The following is a 16010-nucleotide window of genomic DNA, read 5'->3' as shown; positions in this document are numbered from 1 at the left end:
TCCCTGTTCCGATTCTAGGCCGGGCGCAAGACTTAAGGATTCAGGGAAAAGCGTCATGTCCGCCGGTTCAATCGCGTCTTCGTTCAGAACCTTTCTTTTCCAGGGCACCTCGGCCGCGCTTCTGGCGCTCGCACTCGCAAGCTGCTCGACAACGGGCAAAGACAAGATGACGACCGGCTCGATCCCGACGGCGTCGAAGTCCCTCGATACGATGAACGGCAGCGACCTGGCGCAGGCGACCCTTACCTTCGGCAAGGCCTATGACGCCAATCCCAAGGATCGCGACGCCGGCGTCAACTATGCCAATGCCCTGCGCATGAGCGGCCGCAACGATCAGGCGCTTGCTGTCATGCAACAGGTTGCGATCAACAATCCGAGCGATCGCGGCGTGCTGGCGGCCTATGGCAAGGCACAGGCGGCGGCAGGCCAATTGGACGAGGCGCTGGCGACCATCGATCGCGCCCAGACCCCCGACCGACCCGATTGGCGCCTGGTGTCCGCACAAGGTGCGATCCTCGACCAGCTCGGGCGTTCCACCGATGCCCGCGGCAAATATCGCGACGCGCTGGTGCTGGCTCCCAACGAGCCGACGATCCTTTCCAACCTCGGCATGTCCTACGTGCTGACCGGCGATCTCAAGAATGCCGAAACCTATCTTCGCTCCGCCGTCGGCCAGCCGGGCGCCGACAGCCGCGTGCGGCAGAACCTGGCGCTGGTCGTCGGCCTGCAGGGTCGCTTCGCAGAAGCCGAGCAGATCGCCCGGCAGGAGCTGACACCACAACAGGCGAACGCCAACGTCGCCTATCTGCGCTCTATGCTGGCGCAACAAAACTCATGGCAGAAGCTCGCCGCCAGTGGCGATGCGAAGAAAACGGTCCAATAAAATAATTCCAGTAAAATGAGCGGCGCTTGCCTCTGGAATTGCCCGTTCGCCAGTTGATCAACGCCAGATATGCCGTGGCAGGCCGTCGATCACCAACCGCGCTCCGAGCGCTCCGATGATGGCACCGGCAACCCTGTCGATCCACAATTTCGATCCGATGTAGAGCGCACGCGGGCGATTGGACGAAAAAGCCATCGTCACCACCATGTACCAGCCCGTCTCGACCACGAAAACTGCCGGCGGCACGGTGAGCAGCAACCGGGGAGCGGGAGACGCCGGAAGAAGTGCTGCAAAAATACTGCCGTAGAAGATGGCCGTCTTCGGATTGCTGAGCTGGGTTCCAAGCGCAAACAGGAAATTGCGCACGATACCGCCCGCCGCCGGCGTGGCCGGTGCGTCGATCGGGAGATCATGCGCCGCGCTGCGCCAGATGCGGATGCCGACATAGATCAGATAGAGGCCGCCCGCGACCTTCAGCGCGAGGTACAACCATTCGACCTTCATCAAAAGTGCGCTCAGGCCGAACAGAGCCAGCGTCGCGAAGATGACGCTTCCGGTTCCCATGCCGAAGGCGGCGGCGAGACCGGCCTTGCGCGAGCGGGAAACGGCAATGCGGGACACGAGCACAAAGCTCGGCCCGGGGCTGACGGCCCCTATAAAAACCGCGGCGATAACGCTGAAAAATATGGCTATGGATGACATGCGACACCTCCCAACATGCCTGGAAATCCGCTTAGCAACTGATGCGAACCTCCGCGCATCGGGGAGGCCATCCGCTGATGCTGTCAGCGACTTCAAATTGGAGATTAACCACGCTTCCGCGCTGGCGGCAAGCTTGCCGGTCAGAACTTGTCCATGGCCTGGATGATCGCCGGACCGAGAATGACCGCCATCAGAACGGGCAGGAAAAAGACGATCATCGGCACTGTCAGCTTCGGCGGCAAGGCGGCCGCCTTCTTCTCCGCCTCGTTCATGCGCTCGTCGCGGCCTTCCTGTGCCATGACGCGCAAGGCCTGCGATAGCGGCGTACCGTAGCGCTCGGCCTGGATAAGAGCCTGGGTTACGGACTTTACAAGTTCGATCTGGGTGCGGGCGGCAAGATTGTCGAAAGCGGTGCGCCGATCCTGCAGGAATGAAAGCTCCGCCGTGGTCAGCACCATTTCCTCGGCAAGCGGCGGGGATTGCTCGGCCATTTCCTCGGCCACACGGCGCATGCCGGCTTCGATTGATATGCCCGACTCCACGCAGATCAGCATCAGGTCGAGGGCATCGGGCCAGGCGCGCTTGATCGACTTCTGGCGCTTGGTCACCAAATTCGAAATATAGATGTTCGGCGCATAAAAGCCGAGATAGGCCGTGCCGATGACGCCGAGAAGGCGGATCGGAAGAGGCTTGGCGGCGAAATATCCGAGAACGAAGACCAGAACGATGGCAACGGCCAGGAACAGGAACGGCAACAGAAACCGCGCCACCAGAAACATGTTCAGCGCGTTTTCCGAACGCAGGCCGGCGGCACGCAGACGGTTGACCGTATTTGCGTCCACCAGCGCGTTGCGCAGATTGAAACGCTCGACGATCTGCCTGACGTTACGATTGTTCTGGTTGCGCAGCGTTGCCTTGCCGCCTTCGGCGCTCAGCCGCGCCCGCTCGCGCGCCCGGATCTGCTCGCGCTCCGTCGACACGGCCTTCATGCGCTTATTGAGATCGCCGCGCTCGAGCATGGGCATGGCGATCGTATAGAAGGTAGCAAAGACGGCGATCGCGACGACGACGGCGAGAATGGTGCCGGGATCGGTCAGTTGAGAGGCCAGATCGGACATGGGCTATGCGGCTCCTTCCGCTCAGATCTCGAAATTGACCATGTTGCGCATGATGTAAATGCCGATCGACATCCAGATGCCAGCGCCCATCAGGATCAGGTGACCGCGCGGATCGCTGAACAGGACCATCATGTATTGCGGCGACGTCAGGTAGACGAGCAGCATGACGATGAAGGGCAGCGCGCCGATGATGGCGGCGGACGCCTTTGCTTCCATCGACACCGCCTGGACCTTCGCCTTCATTTTCTTGCGTTCACGCAGCACCCGCGACAGGTTGCCCAACGCTTCCGACAGGTTGCCGCCAGCCTGAGCCTGGATGGTGATGACGATTGCAAAGAAACTCACCTCCTGCAGTGGCATGTGGTTGTTCATGCGCCCACAGGCATCCGACATGCTGAGGCCGACCTGCTGTGCCTCGACCACCCGCCGGAACTCGGTCTTGACCGGCTCGCGCGCCTCGCCCGCCACCAGCCGTATGGCATCGTGGAGTGGCAGACCAGCGCGAAGCGAGCGCGTGATAAGATCCAGCGCGTTCGGAAATTCATCGAGGAATTTGTTCTGCCGGCGCTTGATGAGGAACCCGATGAGCCAGCGCGGCAGACCGAAGGCGGCAGCGAAGGGCAAACCCAGGATGACGAGGAACGGTGCACGGCCGATGAAAAGGATCAACATGACAAACAGGCCGAACAGCACGCTGAAGACGTAGAAACGCGAGGGCGTCAGCGACAGGCCAGCCTGTCCCAGGCGCGCTTTCAGCGACTGCTTCTTCTTGATGTTTTCGGTCTGGCGCTTTTCCAGATCCTTCAGCGAATCCTGCACCGACTTGCGCCGCTTCGACAGTTCCTGAACACGATCACGCGTAGCCTTGACCTTCAGCCGGTCGGTCTCGGCTTGGCTGACCCGGTTGACGCGGCTGTCGGCCTTCTTCTGCGACTCGATCCGCGAATAAAGAATGCCATAGCAGATCGCAGCCGCGGAGACGGCCGTGAGCAAGACAATCAGTAGCACCGTTGGATCGACACCGAACATGGGGAGTCCTATTGCGACTTTTGTTCCATCTCATCGAGGGCGGCGGCCAGGCGCTTTTCCTCGTTATAATAGCGTGCACGATCCCAGAAATGCGGCTTGCCAATACCGGTGGAGACGTGCCGGCCGATGATGCGGCCATTGGCGTCCTCGCCGTCCATCTCATAGCGCATCAGGTCCTGCGTAATGATCACATCGCCCTCCATGCCGATCACCTCGGTAATCTGGGTGATCCGTCGCGAACCGTCGCGCAGGCGCGCGGCCTGGATGATCACGTCGACGGAGCTGGAAACGATTTCGCGCACGGTCTTGGCCGGCAGGCTGAAGCCGCCCATCGCGATCATCGATTCGATACGGCTCAGGCATTCGCGCGGCGTGTTGGCGTGGATGGTGCCCATGGAGCCATCGTGACCGGTATTCATTGCCTGCAGCAGATCGAAGACCTCGGGGCCGCGCACTTCGCCGACGATGATGCGTTCGGGGCGCATACGCAGGCAGTTCTTGACGAGGTCGCGCATGGTGATCTCGCCCTCCCCCTCGATATTCGGCGGGCGGGTTTCGAGACGCACGACATGCGGCTGCTGCAACTGCAACTCTGCGGTGTCTTCGCAGGTGATGACGCGTTCGTGACGGTCGATGTAATTGGTCAGGCAGTTCAGAAGCGTCGTCTTGCCCGAGCCGGTGCCGCCGGAAATAACGACGTTGCAGCGTACGCGGCCGATGATCTGCAGCAGTGTCGCACCCTCCGGCGTGATGGCGCCGAAGCGGACGAGCTGGTCGAGCGTCAGCTTATCCTTCTTGAATTTGCGAATGGTAAGCGCCGGGCCGTCGATCGACAGTGGCGGCGCTATGACGTTGACGCGCGAGCCGTCGGGCAGGCGAGCGTCGCAGATCGGGCTCGATTCATCGACGCGGCGGCCGACCTGGCTCACGATGCGCTGGCAGATGGAAAGAAGCTGGGCATTATCGCGGAAACGGATTTCGGATTCGACGGTCTTGCCGCCCACTTCGATGAAAGTCTGGCCTGCGCCATTGACCATGATATCGGCGATATCATCGCGTGCCAGCAGCGGCTCCAGCGGGCCATAGCCAAGCACGTCGTTGCAAATATCCTCGAGCAGTTCCTCCTGCTCGGAAATGGACATCGCAAAATTCTTGATGGTAATGATGTCGTTGACGATATCGCGGATTTCTTCGCGCGCGGCTTCATTGTCGAGCTTGGAAAGCTGTGACAGGTCGATCGTATCGATCAGCGCGGAAAAGACCTGCGCCTTGGTGTCATAATATTCCTCGGTGCGCGCGGGTCGGCGCCGGGCGGGCGTCTGCATCGAAGGCGGTGCCACCTGTTGACGCGGCTGCGCGGCGTCGCGCGACGGCTCGACCAGCACTGCCGGACCCGCGAGTGCGCCCGTCGTGGCAGGCGCGCGCGCCGGCGCCGGCGGAAGTGCGCCGCCACCGCTCTTTGCAGAACCTTCATTTCCGCGCTTGCCAAACATGGTCTCGATCCAACTCCATTACTGCAGCATGATTTTCACCGAGGGAAATCGACCCTTCGAAACTCATGCGAAATCAAACAACTACTTCCGCTTCAGGCGACCAAGAAGGCCGCCCCTTTTTGCCTTCTTCACAGCGATGCGCCCGGTGACGATGTGCGATATCTGCGCGAAGGTCTCGGCGACTGGCGACTTCGGATCCGTCTCCGAGATCATGCGACCACTATTGGCGGCATTGCCGAACAGATTGATGTCGAACGGAATGATGGCGATCGGATCCGTCTCCAATGGCGCGCAGAATTCCACCGGGTTGATCTCGGGGCGCTTCGGCATGCCGACTTGATTGAGAATGAGATGCGGCGCCTTGTCGTTGGGACGCAATTTGCGCAACGCGTCAATCAGGTTCTTGGTGTTGCGCAGGTTGGCAAGATCGGGTGCGGCGCAAATGACGACTTCATCGACAGCCGCAAGCACCGAGCGTGTCCATTCCGTCCACTGATGGGGTACGTCGAGGACGGCGACCGGCGCGCTGCGCTGAAGAACATCCAGGACGGGCAGGAATGCCTGACCGTCGAAATCATAGGCACGATCCAGCATGGAGGGCGCAGCCAGCAACGACAGATGCTGCGAGCATTTGGTCAGCAGGCGATCGAGGAAGACCTCGTCCAGACGCTCCGGCGCATAGACTGCCTCGGCAATACCCTGAGCGGGGTCCTGGTCGAAATCGATGTTGGCCGTGCCATACGGCAGATCAAGATCGGCAAGAATGGTTTCGGTCGAGAACAGGGTCGAGATTCCGAAGGCACAATTATGCGCGATCGTGGATGCGCCTACCCCACCCTTCGCGCCGACGAAGGCAATGCTGCGGCCGAGCGGCTCCGCGTCGGGGTCGATGAAAATCCCCGCCATCGCCGTCATGATATCGTTCATATCAACGGGCTGGACGATATATTCGGAAATGCCGTTGCGTATCAGTTCGCGGTAAAGGGCGATATCATTGTGGTAACCGACAATGATCACCTTGGTGCTCGGATCGCAGACGGCCGCGAGCGGCGCCAGTTCGGCCAGCAGATTGCGCGAATTTGCGCGCGTCTCGAGGACAATCAGATTGGGTGTCGGCGTCGAAGCAAACATGTTCGCAGCAGCGGCCGTGCCGCCGCTGGTGATCCGGAGGTTGACCTTGGACATGCGGCGATCGTTGGCGCATCGGTCCATAACCTGCTGCAACTGCTCGCTTTCGCAGAAGACATGCACGGAAATGCGTGGCAGCGGCCGCAAGTTGTCGAGGTTGCCAGAGCGCGGGGCTTCCTCGGCCTCCGCGGCAGTCGATCCAATGTCGTAATCGATGGCGCTCATCACTTTATCCTGTTCTGCCGACCGCTTGCTCTCAATTTCCAGAACTGAACCCGCCGAGGGTGGCCGTGCTGGTCGCGACCGAGCCGCTGCGATAATTGTCGATTATCTTGCCGCGCTGATCGGTATCGATCGGCGTCGTGGCGCGCGGTGAGATAAGATCCGTCGGGTTGGCGACCTGCGCCGCCAGGTTCTGCTGGGTCGCGCAGCCGAAATTGTAATAGTTCTGGTTGTCGAAGGCGTTGTCTGAGAGATCGTCGGGCCATTGGCCGCAAGCATTGGTGGCCGCCGTCGTCGCGGCGAAGCGCAGACGGATCGGAGCAGCGTCATCAGGACCACCGGCTGGATAATAGGTATCGACGATACGCCCCGACGGTATGCCATTTGCCACCATTTCCCGGCGAATCTGCCGGCGCAGCGCCGATGCGGCCAAAGTGTTTACCGACTGCCTTGGCGACAGTATTTCGACCGTGCCGGTCGCGTGCGCCCTATAGTCCTGAACGAAGCCGCGGACGGTGTCGCGCATGCCCGTGGTCAGGTGGCGGTCGCTGGCGGCCACCGGTATGTCGATATTATGTTCCTTCTCCGTCAAGACGATCGGGTGGCGCTGACGATAATCGTCATTGATGGCGCTGGTCGTCATGCGATCCCTTGAATCGGCACAGCCGCTGACGGCGACGGCCGTCAAGATCAAGACCGGGGCAATCAAGGCCAGCGTGGAGAAACGGGGCCGGCCGGTGCGGGGCGCGTTGCGGTCGAGACTGGCCATCTTCTGATCTCTCGTTGATCCGGTTGAAAAGGTGCGCGTCATGCTCCGTGTCCCCTCATTTGTAGATGAAGCCAACGGTGCCGTGAAAATCGGCGTCGGCGACCGGCGGCGCATCCTTGCGGCCGTAAATCTTGTTGACACGGTTCATGAAGAAGCCGCTGACATCGTTGCTCGGCGAGAAATTGTCGTCGGGACGCGCCAGCTGACTGCGGGCCACCGGGCGGACCAGATAGGGCGTCGCAATAATGACCAGCTCGCTTTCGTCGCGCTGGAAGCTCTTCTGTCGGAACAGCGCACCGAGGATCGGGATTTTCGAGGCGCCGGGCGTACCGTTGGTGGTCTGTTGGATGGTATCATTCAAAAGGCCGGCAAGGGCGATCGAGCCGCCGGACGGCAATTCAACCGAGGTATCGGCGGCGCGCTGATTGTACGTTGCCGTGTTTGCCGTGCCGATAGGGTTCGACACCTGCGTCTGTATGTGCAGGCTGATGCGTCCGGCAGACAATACGACCGGCGTGAAGGCCAGGCTGATACCATAGTTGAAGGGCGTGATTGTAACACTCCCATCCTTGTTCGACGTGGAATAGAGTGTCTGACCGCCCGAAGTGAAGGTCGCTGCCTGACCGGAGATCGCCGTCAACGTCGGCTCCGCCAATGTACGAACGGCGCCCGCCTGTTCCATTGCGTTGAGATAGGTGCCGATACTGTACTTGCCGACGGCAGTTTTGAAGAGGCTGGCAAGACCACCGCCGGCAGCCGCCGCGCTCGCGTCGTTCTGAATATTGCCGAGCTGCGCCACCGTCAGACCCGAAGAGTTGCTGACAAGATTGTCGAAGCCGATCTGCTTCAGCACGCTGCGCTTGATCTCGGCGACGGTCACCTTGAGCGTGACCTGATCCTCGCCCTCGATTTGCAACATGTTGACGATCTGCGAGGTCTGCCGCCCTTCAGCGAAGAGAGCGACAGAGCTGTTGTCGCCGCTGCCTGTCGCCGTCGCGAAGCGAGTGGTTGCTTCACCGCCCTTCAGGAAGGCCTGGGCAAGCTGCACAGCCCGTGACGCATCCTGCGGCGTGCGTACGGTGCCTGTCAGGACGATATTGTCGGAAACAATTTCGACACTGATATCGGAGTCCGGGATGAAACGCTTGATATTGTCCTGCAGGCCGGCAATGTCGCGCTCGATCTGCAGGTCGAGGCTGACGATTTCCTTGCCGTCCGCACCGAAGACGAAGATATTGGTCTGGCCGACCGTCTTGCCGAAAAGATAGATGCGACGCGATGTGCGTGTCACAGCATCCGCCATTTTCGGATCGGAAACGAGAATATCATGTGCGTCGGCCGGCAGATCGACGACCAGCGCCTTGTTGAGACCAAGCTTCAAAGTGCGCTTCGTGCCGAGGCCGGCAATCGTAACGATGCTGTCGGAACCGCCTGCGCGTGCGGCGGACATACGCAGAAAAGCCGGGATGTCCGCCAAGGGCAATCCCGCGAAAGCCACGGAAAACGAGAGAATTGCTGCAAGGGGAGAGCTGGCTTTCTTGTTGGTCTTGAACATGATCCCGCCCCTTCTCATTGTGGTTTCATTCCGGTTGGGCCATCGGTCACGATCGCTCCCGACTTGATGACTTGCACAAGGCCGCTGCCGCTGTCGCCGGCCAGCAGATAGTCGGCGGCGGTCGTATCCGGTTGCTGTGCGTCGGCGACGGAGCGCAATGCCAGCGTCAGCCGGTCGGCCATCTGGTGCGCGACGACCAGAACCTTCGTCTGATCCGGCGTCAGTTCCAGCGTCGCGGTCACCCCAACCGCAGCCTTGCTGCCGTCCTGCTTCTCCTCGATCTGCTGGTCGACGGCCAAGACACGCACGTTGCTGAGCACCGTCTCGGTTATGAGCTGCTGCTGCGCACCCTTGCGGACCATGATCACGTCGACGCGGTCATTCGGAAGAATGAAGCCGCCGGCGCCGGTTGCGACGGAAATCTCGGTGGCGACGGCCCGTTTGCCGGAAGGCAGCAACGAGGAAAGGATGCGGCTGTTGGAATCGGCGACCTTTTCTTCCCGGATCGGCTCGCCCTCGAAAATCGGCAGGCGGACCACCGCGCCGTTCAGGTCTTTCAGCGCGTCGGGCCGCTCGCTCTCGGTGATAAGGCCCTTGACGATGCCGCTTTCCGGCCAGCCCATCCAGTGGACCGAGCTCTCATTCAGGCGCGAGCCGACGGGCAGGTTGGCACTCGCAACGAGCACATTGATCGTTGCTTCCTTTTCCACCACCGCCGCAACCTGGGGCACGATATTGTGCGAACCGGCCAGACGCATCGCGAGCAGGCCGGCCATCCCTGCCGCGACAGCTGCCACTGCGAGTATCATTATGCGAGCGGGTTTCATGGTCATTCCTTGGGGAACAGGATTCTTCGCCCCGCAGAATGCTCAGCAATTGGTATAATTATAGTTAATGGTGTATTACATTTATAATTACTTAACCATAATTACTTGATGTAAATTAGAGAATATTTATATAGTGATTTAATTTATACTCGCCGATTTCCGGCTTAGAGCGCCCCTTGGGTCGCTGCAATCAAAAGCGGCGAGGAGGGAAAGGCAAGGATGCCGCCGATGGCAATCGCAATGCCGTAGGGGATTTTTTTGGCGACCATCAATGAATTCGGCACGGGCAGACCAATGGCCATGATGATGCTGGATTGCGACCGAAGCAAAACGATCAGAACCGTCACCACCCCGCCGATAAACGCGACATAGACGAGAAATTCCATCAGCGAAGAATCGAAACCGAACCAGAGTGCTGCAGCAGCCAAGAGCTTCGCATCGCCGCCGCCCATGACATTCAGCGCGAACAGCGCGAAGCAGGCAAAAAAGACAATGCCGGCGCCGGCGAAGTGCATACCGATTTCCGCAAATGAAAATCCGAAAACGGGCGCCAATACCAAGAATGAGACTGCGAGCGCCAGAGACACACGATTTGGGATCGTCATGGTCAGCAGATCGGAGATCGCCGCTATCGACATGCAAAGCGGAAAGATGAGTAATACTGCAGCTTCAAGCAATGCCAACTCCTCCGATCCTGTGTACTAAAAAAGAAACCGCCCACATTATTGGGCGGCTCCCATACCAAATTACTATTATGGCGCCGCGACAGATTAATGTGCGGCCGAAGCGTTATTCATCTTCGTCGAGATGTTGTTGAAGGTCGTGCTGAGCGTATTGCCCAGGGTGGTTGCGCCGGCAATGATGGCGACCGAGATCAGAGCAGCGATCAGGCCGTATTCGATTGCGGTCGCACCGGATTCATCCTTCAGGAAGCGCGAAAAAAGCTTGGACATTGATTTACTCCACTCACTTTGTTGACAGCACGTCCGCCAACTGTTTGCCGTTGATCGGATGCGTTGAACCCTAGTCGCGCGCCGTTTCCATCGCTTTAAGGAAGTGGGTTAACGCAGTGTAAATTCCAAAGCGAAAATAGAATAGTTAACTCCAATTCATGTCTTTCCAAGCATTTTTAAAGAAAACTTTTAGCTTAAAAGAAATTATTAGGTACAGGTATATTAGAATAATATGCGACTTGCCTCGTAATGACACGTATTTGTCGTGAAAAACGAAGAACGGAAGTCAGATGAGGGACACCAGCGTCATAATCACGCTATCGAGCGACGCCTTAATCGTTCATTCACCATTCTTTCTCATTCTGTGCGGTAAACATTTTCGACATCAACTCCAAGAGGCAAAGCCATGCCAATCGGCGGCAAAACCGCATTCCTTGCCGGCGTAGTCGCCCTGGCCAGCATGACACCACAGCTTTCCCAGGCTGCGGGAGAAAGCATGCTGCGCGTCTACATGGATCACGCGCGCGTATTGAAGCTTGACCGTCCCGTCGCGAAAGTCATCGTCGGAAATTCCCAGGTCGCCGATGCGACTGTCGCGGATCCGAAGACCATCGTGCTGACCGGCCGCAATTTTGGCACCACGAATATCATCCTGCTCGATGCTGACGACAATGCGATCGTGGACGAACAGATCCTGGTCTCGATCGATGAAGGCAATACAGTGCGCGTCTTTCGCCAGACGGATCGCGCCGTACTGTCGTGCACACCCAATTGCGAACAGCACGCCCAGCAGAGCAATACCGCGACAGCCGCGCCAACTGGCCAGTAAGACGCTTTTGTTGATGCAAATATTCGAAAGAAATATTTAGGAATTACCCTCCAATCGATAATCCTGGTTTCCTTTAAATATGAAGAGAGAAGAGAAACGGATTATCAAGAAAGCATCTCTAGTTTCACCCGCAGGCAAATCGCCGCGGATACTCAACGATGCCAGACGATGATCTTCTCGGAAACAAGAGCCCAGCACAGCGGCGTGCCCGAGGTCGTTTGCGCGAATTCGTGCGCTCTCGCGACGGAACCGCGGCGATCGAATTCGCTTTGCTTGCCATTCCCTATTTCCTGATCGTCTTCGCGATCCTGGAGACCTTCGTCGCCTTCACCGCCGAGCAGGTCATTTCCAATGCCGTCGACACCCTGTCGCGCCAGATCAGAACCGGACAAATCACCGCAAGCAATACAACTCAGCAGCAATTCCGCCAGGCCTTCTGCAATGAGATCTCGGTGCTGATCACCTGCTCGTCATCGGAAGCGACGACGCCATCGAGCCTCTATCTCGATGTTGAAAACTACGCCAGCTTCGCAGCCATGCCGACGACAGTTCCGCGCCAATCGTCGACGGATCCCTATTCCGATCTCAAGACCACCGGCTTTGCATTCGCACCTGGCGGCGCCAAATCCATGAACATGGTGCGCGCCTATTATCGATGGCAGATCATGACGGACCTCATGCGGCCCTATCTCACCAACATACGGCCGTCCGACGGCTCGATGCCGACGACCTACCTCATCGTCGCTACCGCTGCTTTCCAGAATGAGAACTATCCTTGAGCGGGCAAGCGAACATAATAGAGAAGGAAGGCACGTCCTTCGGTCTCCTGCGGCGCTTTGCACGCGACCGGCGCGGCGTCGGCGCGATCGAATTCGCCATTCTCTTTCCCGTGCTGCTGATGCTCTACCTCGGCGCTTTCGAGCTTACCGTCGGCCTCAGCTTCTCGAAGCGCGCCAGCCGCTCGGCCGGCTCGATCGCGGATATCGTCTCGCAGCAGTCGAGCGTCACGAAGTCGGTGCTTGCCACCATGCCGTCCGTGGCCAGTGCTATTTTCGCGCCCTATGTCACGACCGGCCTGACATTGAAGATTACCGGCATTGCGATCGACGCTACAGGAAATGCGACGGTGGCCTGGTCTTGGGCACAGGACGGGACGCGGCCCTATTCGGCCGGCACCGCGGTCACGATCCCCAGCAGCCTGAACCAGGCGAGCACGTTCCTCGTCCGCAGCGAGCTTGCCATCCCTTACCAGCTCATCAGTTTCGGCGCCAACTTCCTGCCGAGCGGCACCAACCAGATCACCATAAGCCGGCAGTATTACTATCGCCAGCGCGTCGGCACGTCGATCAGCTGCAGCGACTGCTGAGCGCGATCATCAAGACCAAGCTCGGCATTCCCAACCGAAACGGAAAATTGCCAAGTCGATGGCTCCGTTATATGGGTGACGCCCAATGCACCCGGCGGAACCGCCGGGCGGCGATGATCTTTATCGGGTGATCCATGGCGCGCGCCTTTCTCTTCGTTCTGGACTCTTTTGGCGTCGGCGGCGGCCCGGATGCGGCAAGCTATGGCGACGAGGGCGCCGACACGCTCGGCCATATCGCCGAATTCTGTGCCGCCGGTGCCGCCGACCGCGAAGGCCTGCGCCAGGGACCATTGGTATTGCCGACCATGTCCGCCTTCGGGCTGCTGGAGATCGCCAAGGCGGCGACAGGCAGCTATCCCGCCGGAATGCCGCAGCCTGAGAAGCTTTATGGGGTCTACGGCTGCGCCAGCGAGGTTTCACGCGGCAAGGACACGCCATCAGGCCATTGGGAGATCGCCGGAACGCCTGTTATGTTCGATTGGGGTTACTTTCCGGCCGAGGGCGACGCCTTTCCGCCGGAGCTGGTGAAAGCCATCTGCGAGGCGGCCGATCTGCCCGGTATTCTCGGCAATTGCCATGCGTCCGGCACGGATATCATCGCCAGGCTCGGGGAAGAGCATATTCGCAGTGGCAAGCCGATCTGCTACACCTCGTCCGATTCCGTCTTCCAGATCGCCGCACATGAGCAGCATTTCGGGCTGGATCGGCTGATCGGCCTCTGCAAGATCGTGCGCACCCTGCTCGATCCCTATAATATCGGCCGCGTCATTGCCCGCCCCTTCGTCGGCGAGACGGCGGCAACATTCGAGCGGACCGGAAACCGCCGCGACTTCTCCGTGCTGCCGCCGGAACCGACCCTGCTCGACCGCCTCGTCAAGGCCGAACGCACCGTGCATGCGGTGGGCAAGATCGGCGATATCTTCGCCCATCAGGGCGTTTCCAAAGTCATCAAGGCCAATGGCAACATGGCTTTGATGGATGCCACGTTGAAGGCCATGGACGAAGCTGCCGACGGCGATCTGGTTTTCACCAATTTCGTCGATTTCGACATGGTCTACGGCCATCGCCGCGATGTGCCGGGCTATGCTGCGGCGCTCGAGGCCTTCGACGCGCGGCTGCCGGAAGTGCTTAAGAAAATGAAGGCAGGCGATCTCGTCATACTGACCGCCGATCACGGTTGCGACCCGACTTGGCGCGGCACGGATCACACGCGCGAGCGCGTACCGGTCATCGCCTATGGACCGGGCATCCGCTCGCGCTCCATCGGCATCCGCCAAACCTATGCCGACATCGGCGAGACGATCGCACAACATCTGGGCGTTGCGGCAGGACCGCATGGAAGGAGTTTCCTTTGACATCGCATTTGAAGAAGGTGGAGCTGCATTGCCATCTGGAAGGCGCGGCTCCGCCAGCGCTGACGCTCGCGCAGGCACGGAAATACGGCGTCGACACCAGCGCTTTCCTCAAGGATGGCATCTATCTCTGGAAGGATTTCGCCGAATTCCTCGTCTGCTACGACAAGGTTTCCGAGGTCTATCGCACGGAGGAAGATTATGCGCTGCTGACGGAAACCTATCTGGAAGAGCTTGCCGGCATCGGCACCATCTATAGCGAGCTCATCGTCTCGCCCGATCATGGGGACCGCATCGGCCTCGGCGCCGACGCCTATATGGCCGGGGTTTCTGCTGGTATTCGGGCCGCCAAGGCAAAGACCGGCATCGAGGCCCGGCTGATCGTGACAGGCGAACGCCACTTCGGCCCGGACCGGGTGGTGAAGGCGGCCGAATATGCGGCCAGGAGCGACAATCCGCTGATATCAGGTTTCAACATGGCGGGCGAAGAACGTATGGGCCGCGTCGCCGATTACGCCCGCGCCTTCGACATCGCCCGCGAGGCCGGTCTTGGCATCACCATCCATGCCGGCGAAGTCTGCGGCGCCTTCAGCGTTGCCGATGCCGTCGAGCTGGTCCGCCCCGATCGGATCGGCCATGGCGTGCGCGCCGTCGAGGATGCAGACCTCGTCAAGCGCCTCGCCGATCTCGGCACGGTGCTGGAGGTCTGCCCGGGCTCCAACGTCGCACTCAATGTCTTCCCGGATTTCCCATCGCATCCACTGCGCAAGCTGCGCGAGGCCGGCGTGCGGGTGACGATCAACTCCGACGATCCGCCCTTCTTCCATACGTCGCTCAAGCGTGAATATGAACTCGCTTCAACCGCTTTCGGCTTCAGCGACGACGAGATCGACGCCATGACACGCACGGCAATCGAAGCTGCCTTCGTGGACGAGGCGACCCGGGCGGCGTTGCTGGCGAGGCTGTAAAGGCTGGATTCCAGGCCGCAGACTGGGGATGAAATTTCCCAAAGCGGCCTATTTTCTTGCACCAGAGACGATTTCCGTGAAAGAAACATCTCATATCGCGGAATTACTGGAAGGCTGAAACCATGGACGGCGTCACTGTCATCGATCACCCGCTTGTGCAACACAAGCTCACAATCATGCGCAAGAAGGAGACGTCGACAGGGAGCTTCCGCCGACTGCTGCGCGAGATCTCGACGCTGCTTTGTTACGAAGTGACGCGCGACCTGGAATTGACCATCGAGACGATCGAAACGCCGCTTCAGCCGATGGACGCGCCGATCCTCGAAGGCAAGAAGCTGGTCTTCGCTTCGATCCTGCGCGCCGGCAACGGCCTGCTGGAAGGCATGCTCGACCTCGTGCCCTCGGCCCGTGTCTCGCATATCGGCGTCTACCGCGATCACGAGACGCTGCAGCCCGTCGAATATTACTTCAAGGCACCGGAGGATATCGCCGAGCGCCTGATCATCGTCGTCGACCCGATGCTGGCGACCGGCAATTCCTCGATTGCGGCGATCGACAAGCTGAAGGAACGTGGTGCCCACAATATCCGCTTCCTCTGCCTGCTGGCCGCTCCCGAAGGCATTGCCAATTTCCGCAACGCGCATCCGGACGTGCCGGTCTTCACCGCCGCGATCGACAGCCATCTGAACGAGAAGGGCTATATCGTGCCCGGCCTCGGCGATGCCGGCGACCGTATGTACGGCACGAAGTAGATTTCGCCGTTACATTTGCTGTTTTGCCCGGCGGTGTCCAACTGCCGGGCTTTTTACTGATTGC

At 59.6% G+C, this 16010-nt stretch carries 17 protein-coding genes; 7 read left to right on the top strand and 10 right to left on the bottom strand.

The window, feature by feature from the left end:
- Positions 1-55 precede the first annotated feature (55 nt).
- Positions 56-883, top strand: coding sequence for a tetratricopeptide repeat protein (locus tag AB8B29_RS18350; RefSeq protein WP_037200983.1), 828 nt, complete (start codon positions 56-58; stop codon positions 881-883).
- Between the two features lie 57 nt (positions 884-940).
- On the opposite strand, the gene AB8B29_RS18345 is transcribed toward AB8B29_RS18350, so the two are convergent.
- The 10 genes from AB8B29_RS18345 to AB8B29_RS18300 all read right to left on the bottom strand — a co-directional run bounded on the left by AB8B29_RS18345 (position 941) and on the right by AB8B29_RS18300 (position 10679).
- Positions 941-1585 (bottom strand): LysE family translocator, encoded by a 645-nt coding sequence (locus tag AB8B29_RS18345; RefSeq protein WP_037200985.1) that lies wholly within the window; start codon positions 1583-1585, stop codon positions 941-943.
- Positions 1586-1725: 140 nt separating this feature from the next.
- Positions 1726-2703 (bottom strand): type II secretion system F family protein, encoded by a 978-nt coding sequence (locus tag AB8B29_RS18340; RefSeq protein ID WP_037200987.1) that lies wholly within the window; start codon positions 2701-2703, stop codon positions 1726-1728.
- Between the two features lie 21 nt (positions 2704-2724).
- Positions 2725-3732, bottom strand: a complete 1008-nt coding sequence (locus AB8B29_RS18335) for a type II secretion system F family protein (protein WP_112442617.1) — start codon at positions 3730-3732, stop codon at positions 2725-2727.
- An 8-nt stretch (positions 3733-3740) separates the two neighbouring features.
- Positions 3741-5225, bottom strand: a complete 1485-nt coding sequence (locus tag AB8B29_RS18330; RefSeq protein WP_037200992.1) for a CpaF family protein — start codon at positions 5223-5225, stop codon at positions 3741-3743.
- An 81-nt stretch (positions 5226-5306) separates the two neighbouring features.
- On the bottom strand, positions 5307-6578 hold the full coding sequence (locus tag AB8B29_RS18325) for a CtpF protein (protein WP_112442615.1): 1272 nt from the start codon (positions 6576-6578) through the stop codon (positions 5307-5309).
- A 31-nt stretch (positions 6579-6609) separates the two neighbouring features.
- Positions 6610-7344 carry a CpaD family pilus assembly protein gene (locus tag AB8B29_RS18320; RefSeq protein WP_092575956.1) on the bottom strand — a complete coding sequence of 245 codons (735 nt, stop codon included), beginning with the start codon at positions 7342-7344 and terminating at the stop codon, positions 6610-6612.
- Between the two features lie 55 nt (positions 7345-7399).
- The gene (locus AB8B29_RS18315) at positions 7400-8899 is read right to left on the bottom strand and encodes a type II and III secretion system protein family protein (protein WP_112442613.1); all 1500 of its coding nucleotides are present in this window, start codon (positions 8897-8899) and stop codon (positions 7400-7402) included.
- Between the two features lie 14 nt (positions 8900-8913).
- Positions 8914-9726 carry a Flp pilus assembly protein CpaB gene (gene cpaB, locus AB8B29_RS18310; RefSeq protein ID WP_092576010.1) on the bottom strand — a complete coding sequence of 271 codons (813 nt, stop codon included), beginning with the start codon at positions 9724-9726 and terminating at the stop codon, positions 8914-8916.
- Between the two features lie 164 nt (positions 9727-9890).
- On the bottom strand, positions 9891-10403 hold the full coding sequence (locus AB8B29_RS18305) for an A24 family peptidase (RefSeq protein WP_092575962.1): 513 nt from the start codon (positions 10401-10403) through the stop codon (positions 9891-9893).
- A gap of 93 nt (positions 10404-10496) precedes the next feature.
- Positions 10497-10679 (bottom strand): Flp family type IVb pilin, encoded by a 183-nt coding sequence (locus AB8B29_RS18300; RefSeq protein ID WP_092575965.1) that lies wholly within the window; start codon positions 10677-10679, stop codon positions 10497-10499.
- Between the two features lie 406 nt (positions 10680-11085).
- Between AB8B29_RS18300 and AB8B29_RS18295 the strand changes: the two genes are divergently transcribed.
- The 6 genes from AB8B29_RS18295 (at position 11086) to upp (ending at position 15946) form a co-directional block, all read left to right on the top strand.
- Positions 11086-11508 (top strand): pilus assembly protein N-terminal domain-containing protein, encoded by a 423-nt coding sequence (locus AB8B29_RS18295; protein WP_037200393.1) that lies wholly within the window; start codon positions 11086-11088, stop codon positions 11506-11508.
- A 158-nt stretch (positions 11509-11666) separates the two neighbouring features.
- The gene (locus AB8B29_RS18290; protein ID WP_112442611.1) at positions 11667-12287 is read left to right on the top strand and encodes a TadE/TadG family type IV pilus assembly protein; all 621 of its coding nucleotides are present in this window, start codon (positions 11667-11669) and stop codon (positions 12285-12287) included.
- The gene (locus AB8B29_RS18285) at positions 12284-12874 is read left to right on the top strand and encodes a TadE/TadG family type IV pilus assembly protein (RefSeq protein WP_234904012.1); all 591 of its coding nucleotides are present in this window, start codon (positions 12284-12286) and stop codon (positions 12872-12874) included. Before AB8B29_RS18290 ends, AB8B29_RS18285 begins: the two co-directional genes overlap by 4 nt.
- A 134-nt stretch (positions 12875-13008) precedes the next feature.
- The gene (locus AB8B29_RS18280) at positions 13009-14229 is read left to right on the top strand and encodes a phosphopentomutase (RefSeq protein ID WP_112442609.1); all 1221 of its coding nucleotides are present in this window, start codon (positions 13009-13011) and stop codon (positions 14227-14229) included.
- The gene (locus AB8B29_RS18275; RefSeq protein ID WP_037200388.1) at positions 14226-15194 is read left to right on the top strand and encodes an adenosine deaminase; all 969 of its coding nucleotides are present in this window, start codon (positions 14226-14228) and stop codon (positions 15192-15194) included. Before AB8B29_RS18280 ends, AB8B29_RS18275 begins: the two co-directional genes overlap by 4 nt.
- A gap of 122 nt (positions 15195-15316) precedes the next feature.
- The gene (upp, locus tag AB8B29_RS18270) at positions 15317-15946 is read left to right on the top strand and encodes a uracil phosphoribosyltransferase (protein WP_037200387.1); all 630 of its coding nucleotides are present in this window, start codon (positions 15317-15319) and stop codon (positions 15944-15946) included.
- Positions 15947-16010 lie beyond the last annotated feature (64 nt).

This window comes from Rhizobium sp. 11_C7_N12_5 (genome assembly GCF_051811145.1).
GTDB classification, from domain to species: domain Bacteria; phylum Pseudomonadota; class Alphaproteobacteria; order Rhizobiales; family Rhizobiaceae; genus Rhizobium; species Rhizobium lusitanum.
The sequence above is the reverse complement of the archived record's forward strand: the minus strand, read 5'-3'. Positions and strand labels throughout refer to the sequence as shown.

Excerpts from the sequence above, each read along its gene's own strand:
- AB8B29_RS18350 (WP_037200983.1), top strand. The coding sequence starts at position 56 with ATGTCCGCCGGTTCAATCGCGTCTTCGTTCAGAACCTTTCTTTTCCAG.
- AB8B29_RS18345 (WP_037200985.1), bottom strand. The coding sequence starts at position 1,585 with ATGTCATCCATAGCCATATTTTTCAGCGTTATCGCCGCGGTTTTTATA.
- AB8B29_RS18340 (WP_037200987.1), bottom strand. The coding sequence starts at position 2,703 with ATGTCCGATCTGGCCTCTCAACTGACCGATCCCGGCACCATTCTCGCC.
- AB8B29_RS18335 (WP_112442617.1), bottom strand. The coding sequence starts at position 3,732 with ATGTTCGGTGTCGATCCAACGGTGCTACTGATTGTCTTGCTCACGGCC.
- AB8B29_RS18330 (WP_037200992.1), bottom strand. The coding sequence starts at position 5,225 with ATGTTTGGCAAGCGCGGAAATGAAGGTTCTGCAAAGAGCGGTGGCGGC.
- AB8B29_RS18325 (WP_112442615.1), bottom strand. The coding sequence starts at position 6,578 with ATGAGCGCCATCGATTACGACATTGGATCGACTGCCGCGGAGGCCGAG.
- AB8B29_RS18320 (WP_092575956.1), bottom strand. The coding sequence starts at position 7,344 with ATGGCCAGTCTCGACCGCAACGCGCCCCGCACCGGCCGGCCCCGTTTC.
- AB8B29_RS18315 (WP_112442613.1), bottom strand. The coding sequence starts at position 8,899 with ATGTTCAAGACCAACAAGAAAGCCAGCTCTCCCCTTGCAGCAATTCTC.
- cpaB (WP_092576010.1), bottom strand. The coding sequence starts at position 9,726 with ATGAAACCCGCTCGCATAATGATACTCGCAGTGGCAGCTGTCGCGGCA.
- AB8B29_RS18300 (WP_092575965.1), bottom strand. The coding sequence starts at position 10,679 with ATGTCCAAGCTTTTTTCGCGCTTCCTGAAGGATGAATCCGGTGCGACC.
- AB8B29_RS18295 (WP_037200393.1), top strand. The coding sequence starts at position 11,086 with ATGCCAATCGGCGGCAAAACCGCATTCCTTGCCGGCGTAGTCGCCCTG.
- AB8B29_RS18290 (WP_112442611.1), top strand. The coding sequence starts at position 11,667 with ATGCCAGACGATGATCTTCTCGGAAACAAGAGCCCAGCACAGCGGCGT.
- AB8B29_RS18280 (WP_112442609.1), top strand. The coding sequence starts at position 13,009 with ATGGCGCGCGCCTTTCTCTTCGTTCTGGACTCTTTTGGCGTCGGCGGC.
- upp (WP_037200387.1), top strand. The coding sequence starts at position 15,317 with ATGGACGGCGTCACTGTCATCGATCACCCGCTTGTGCAACACAAGCTC.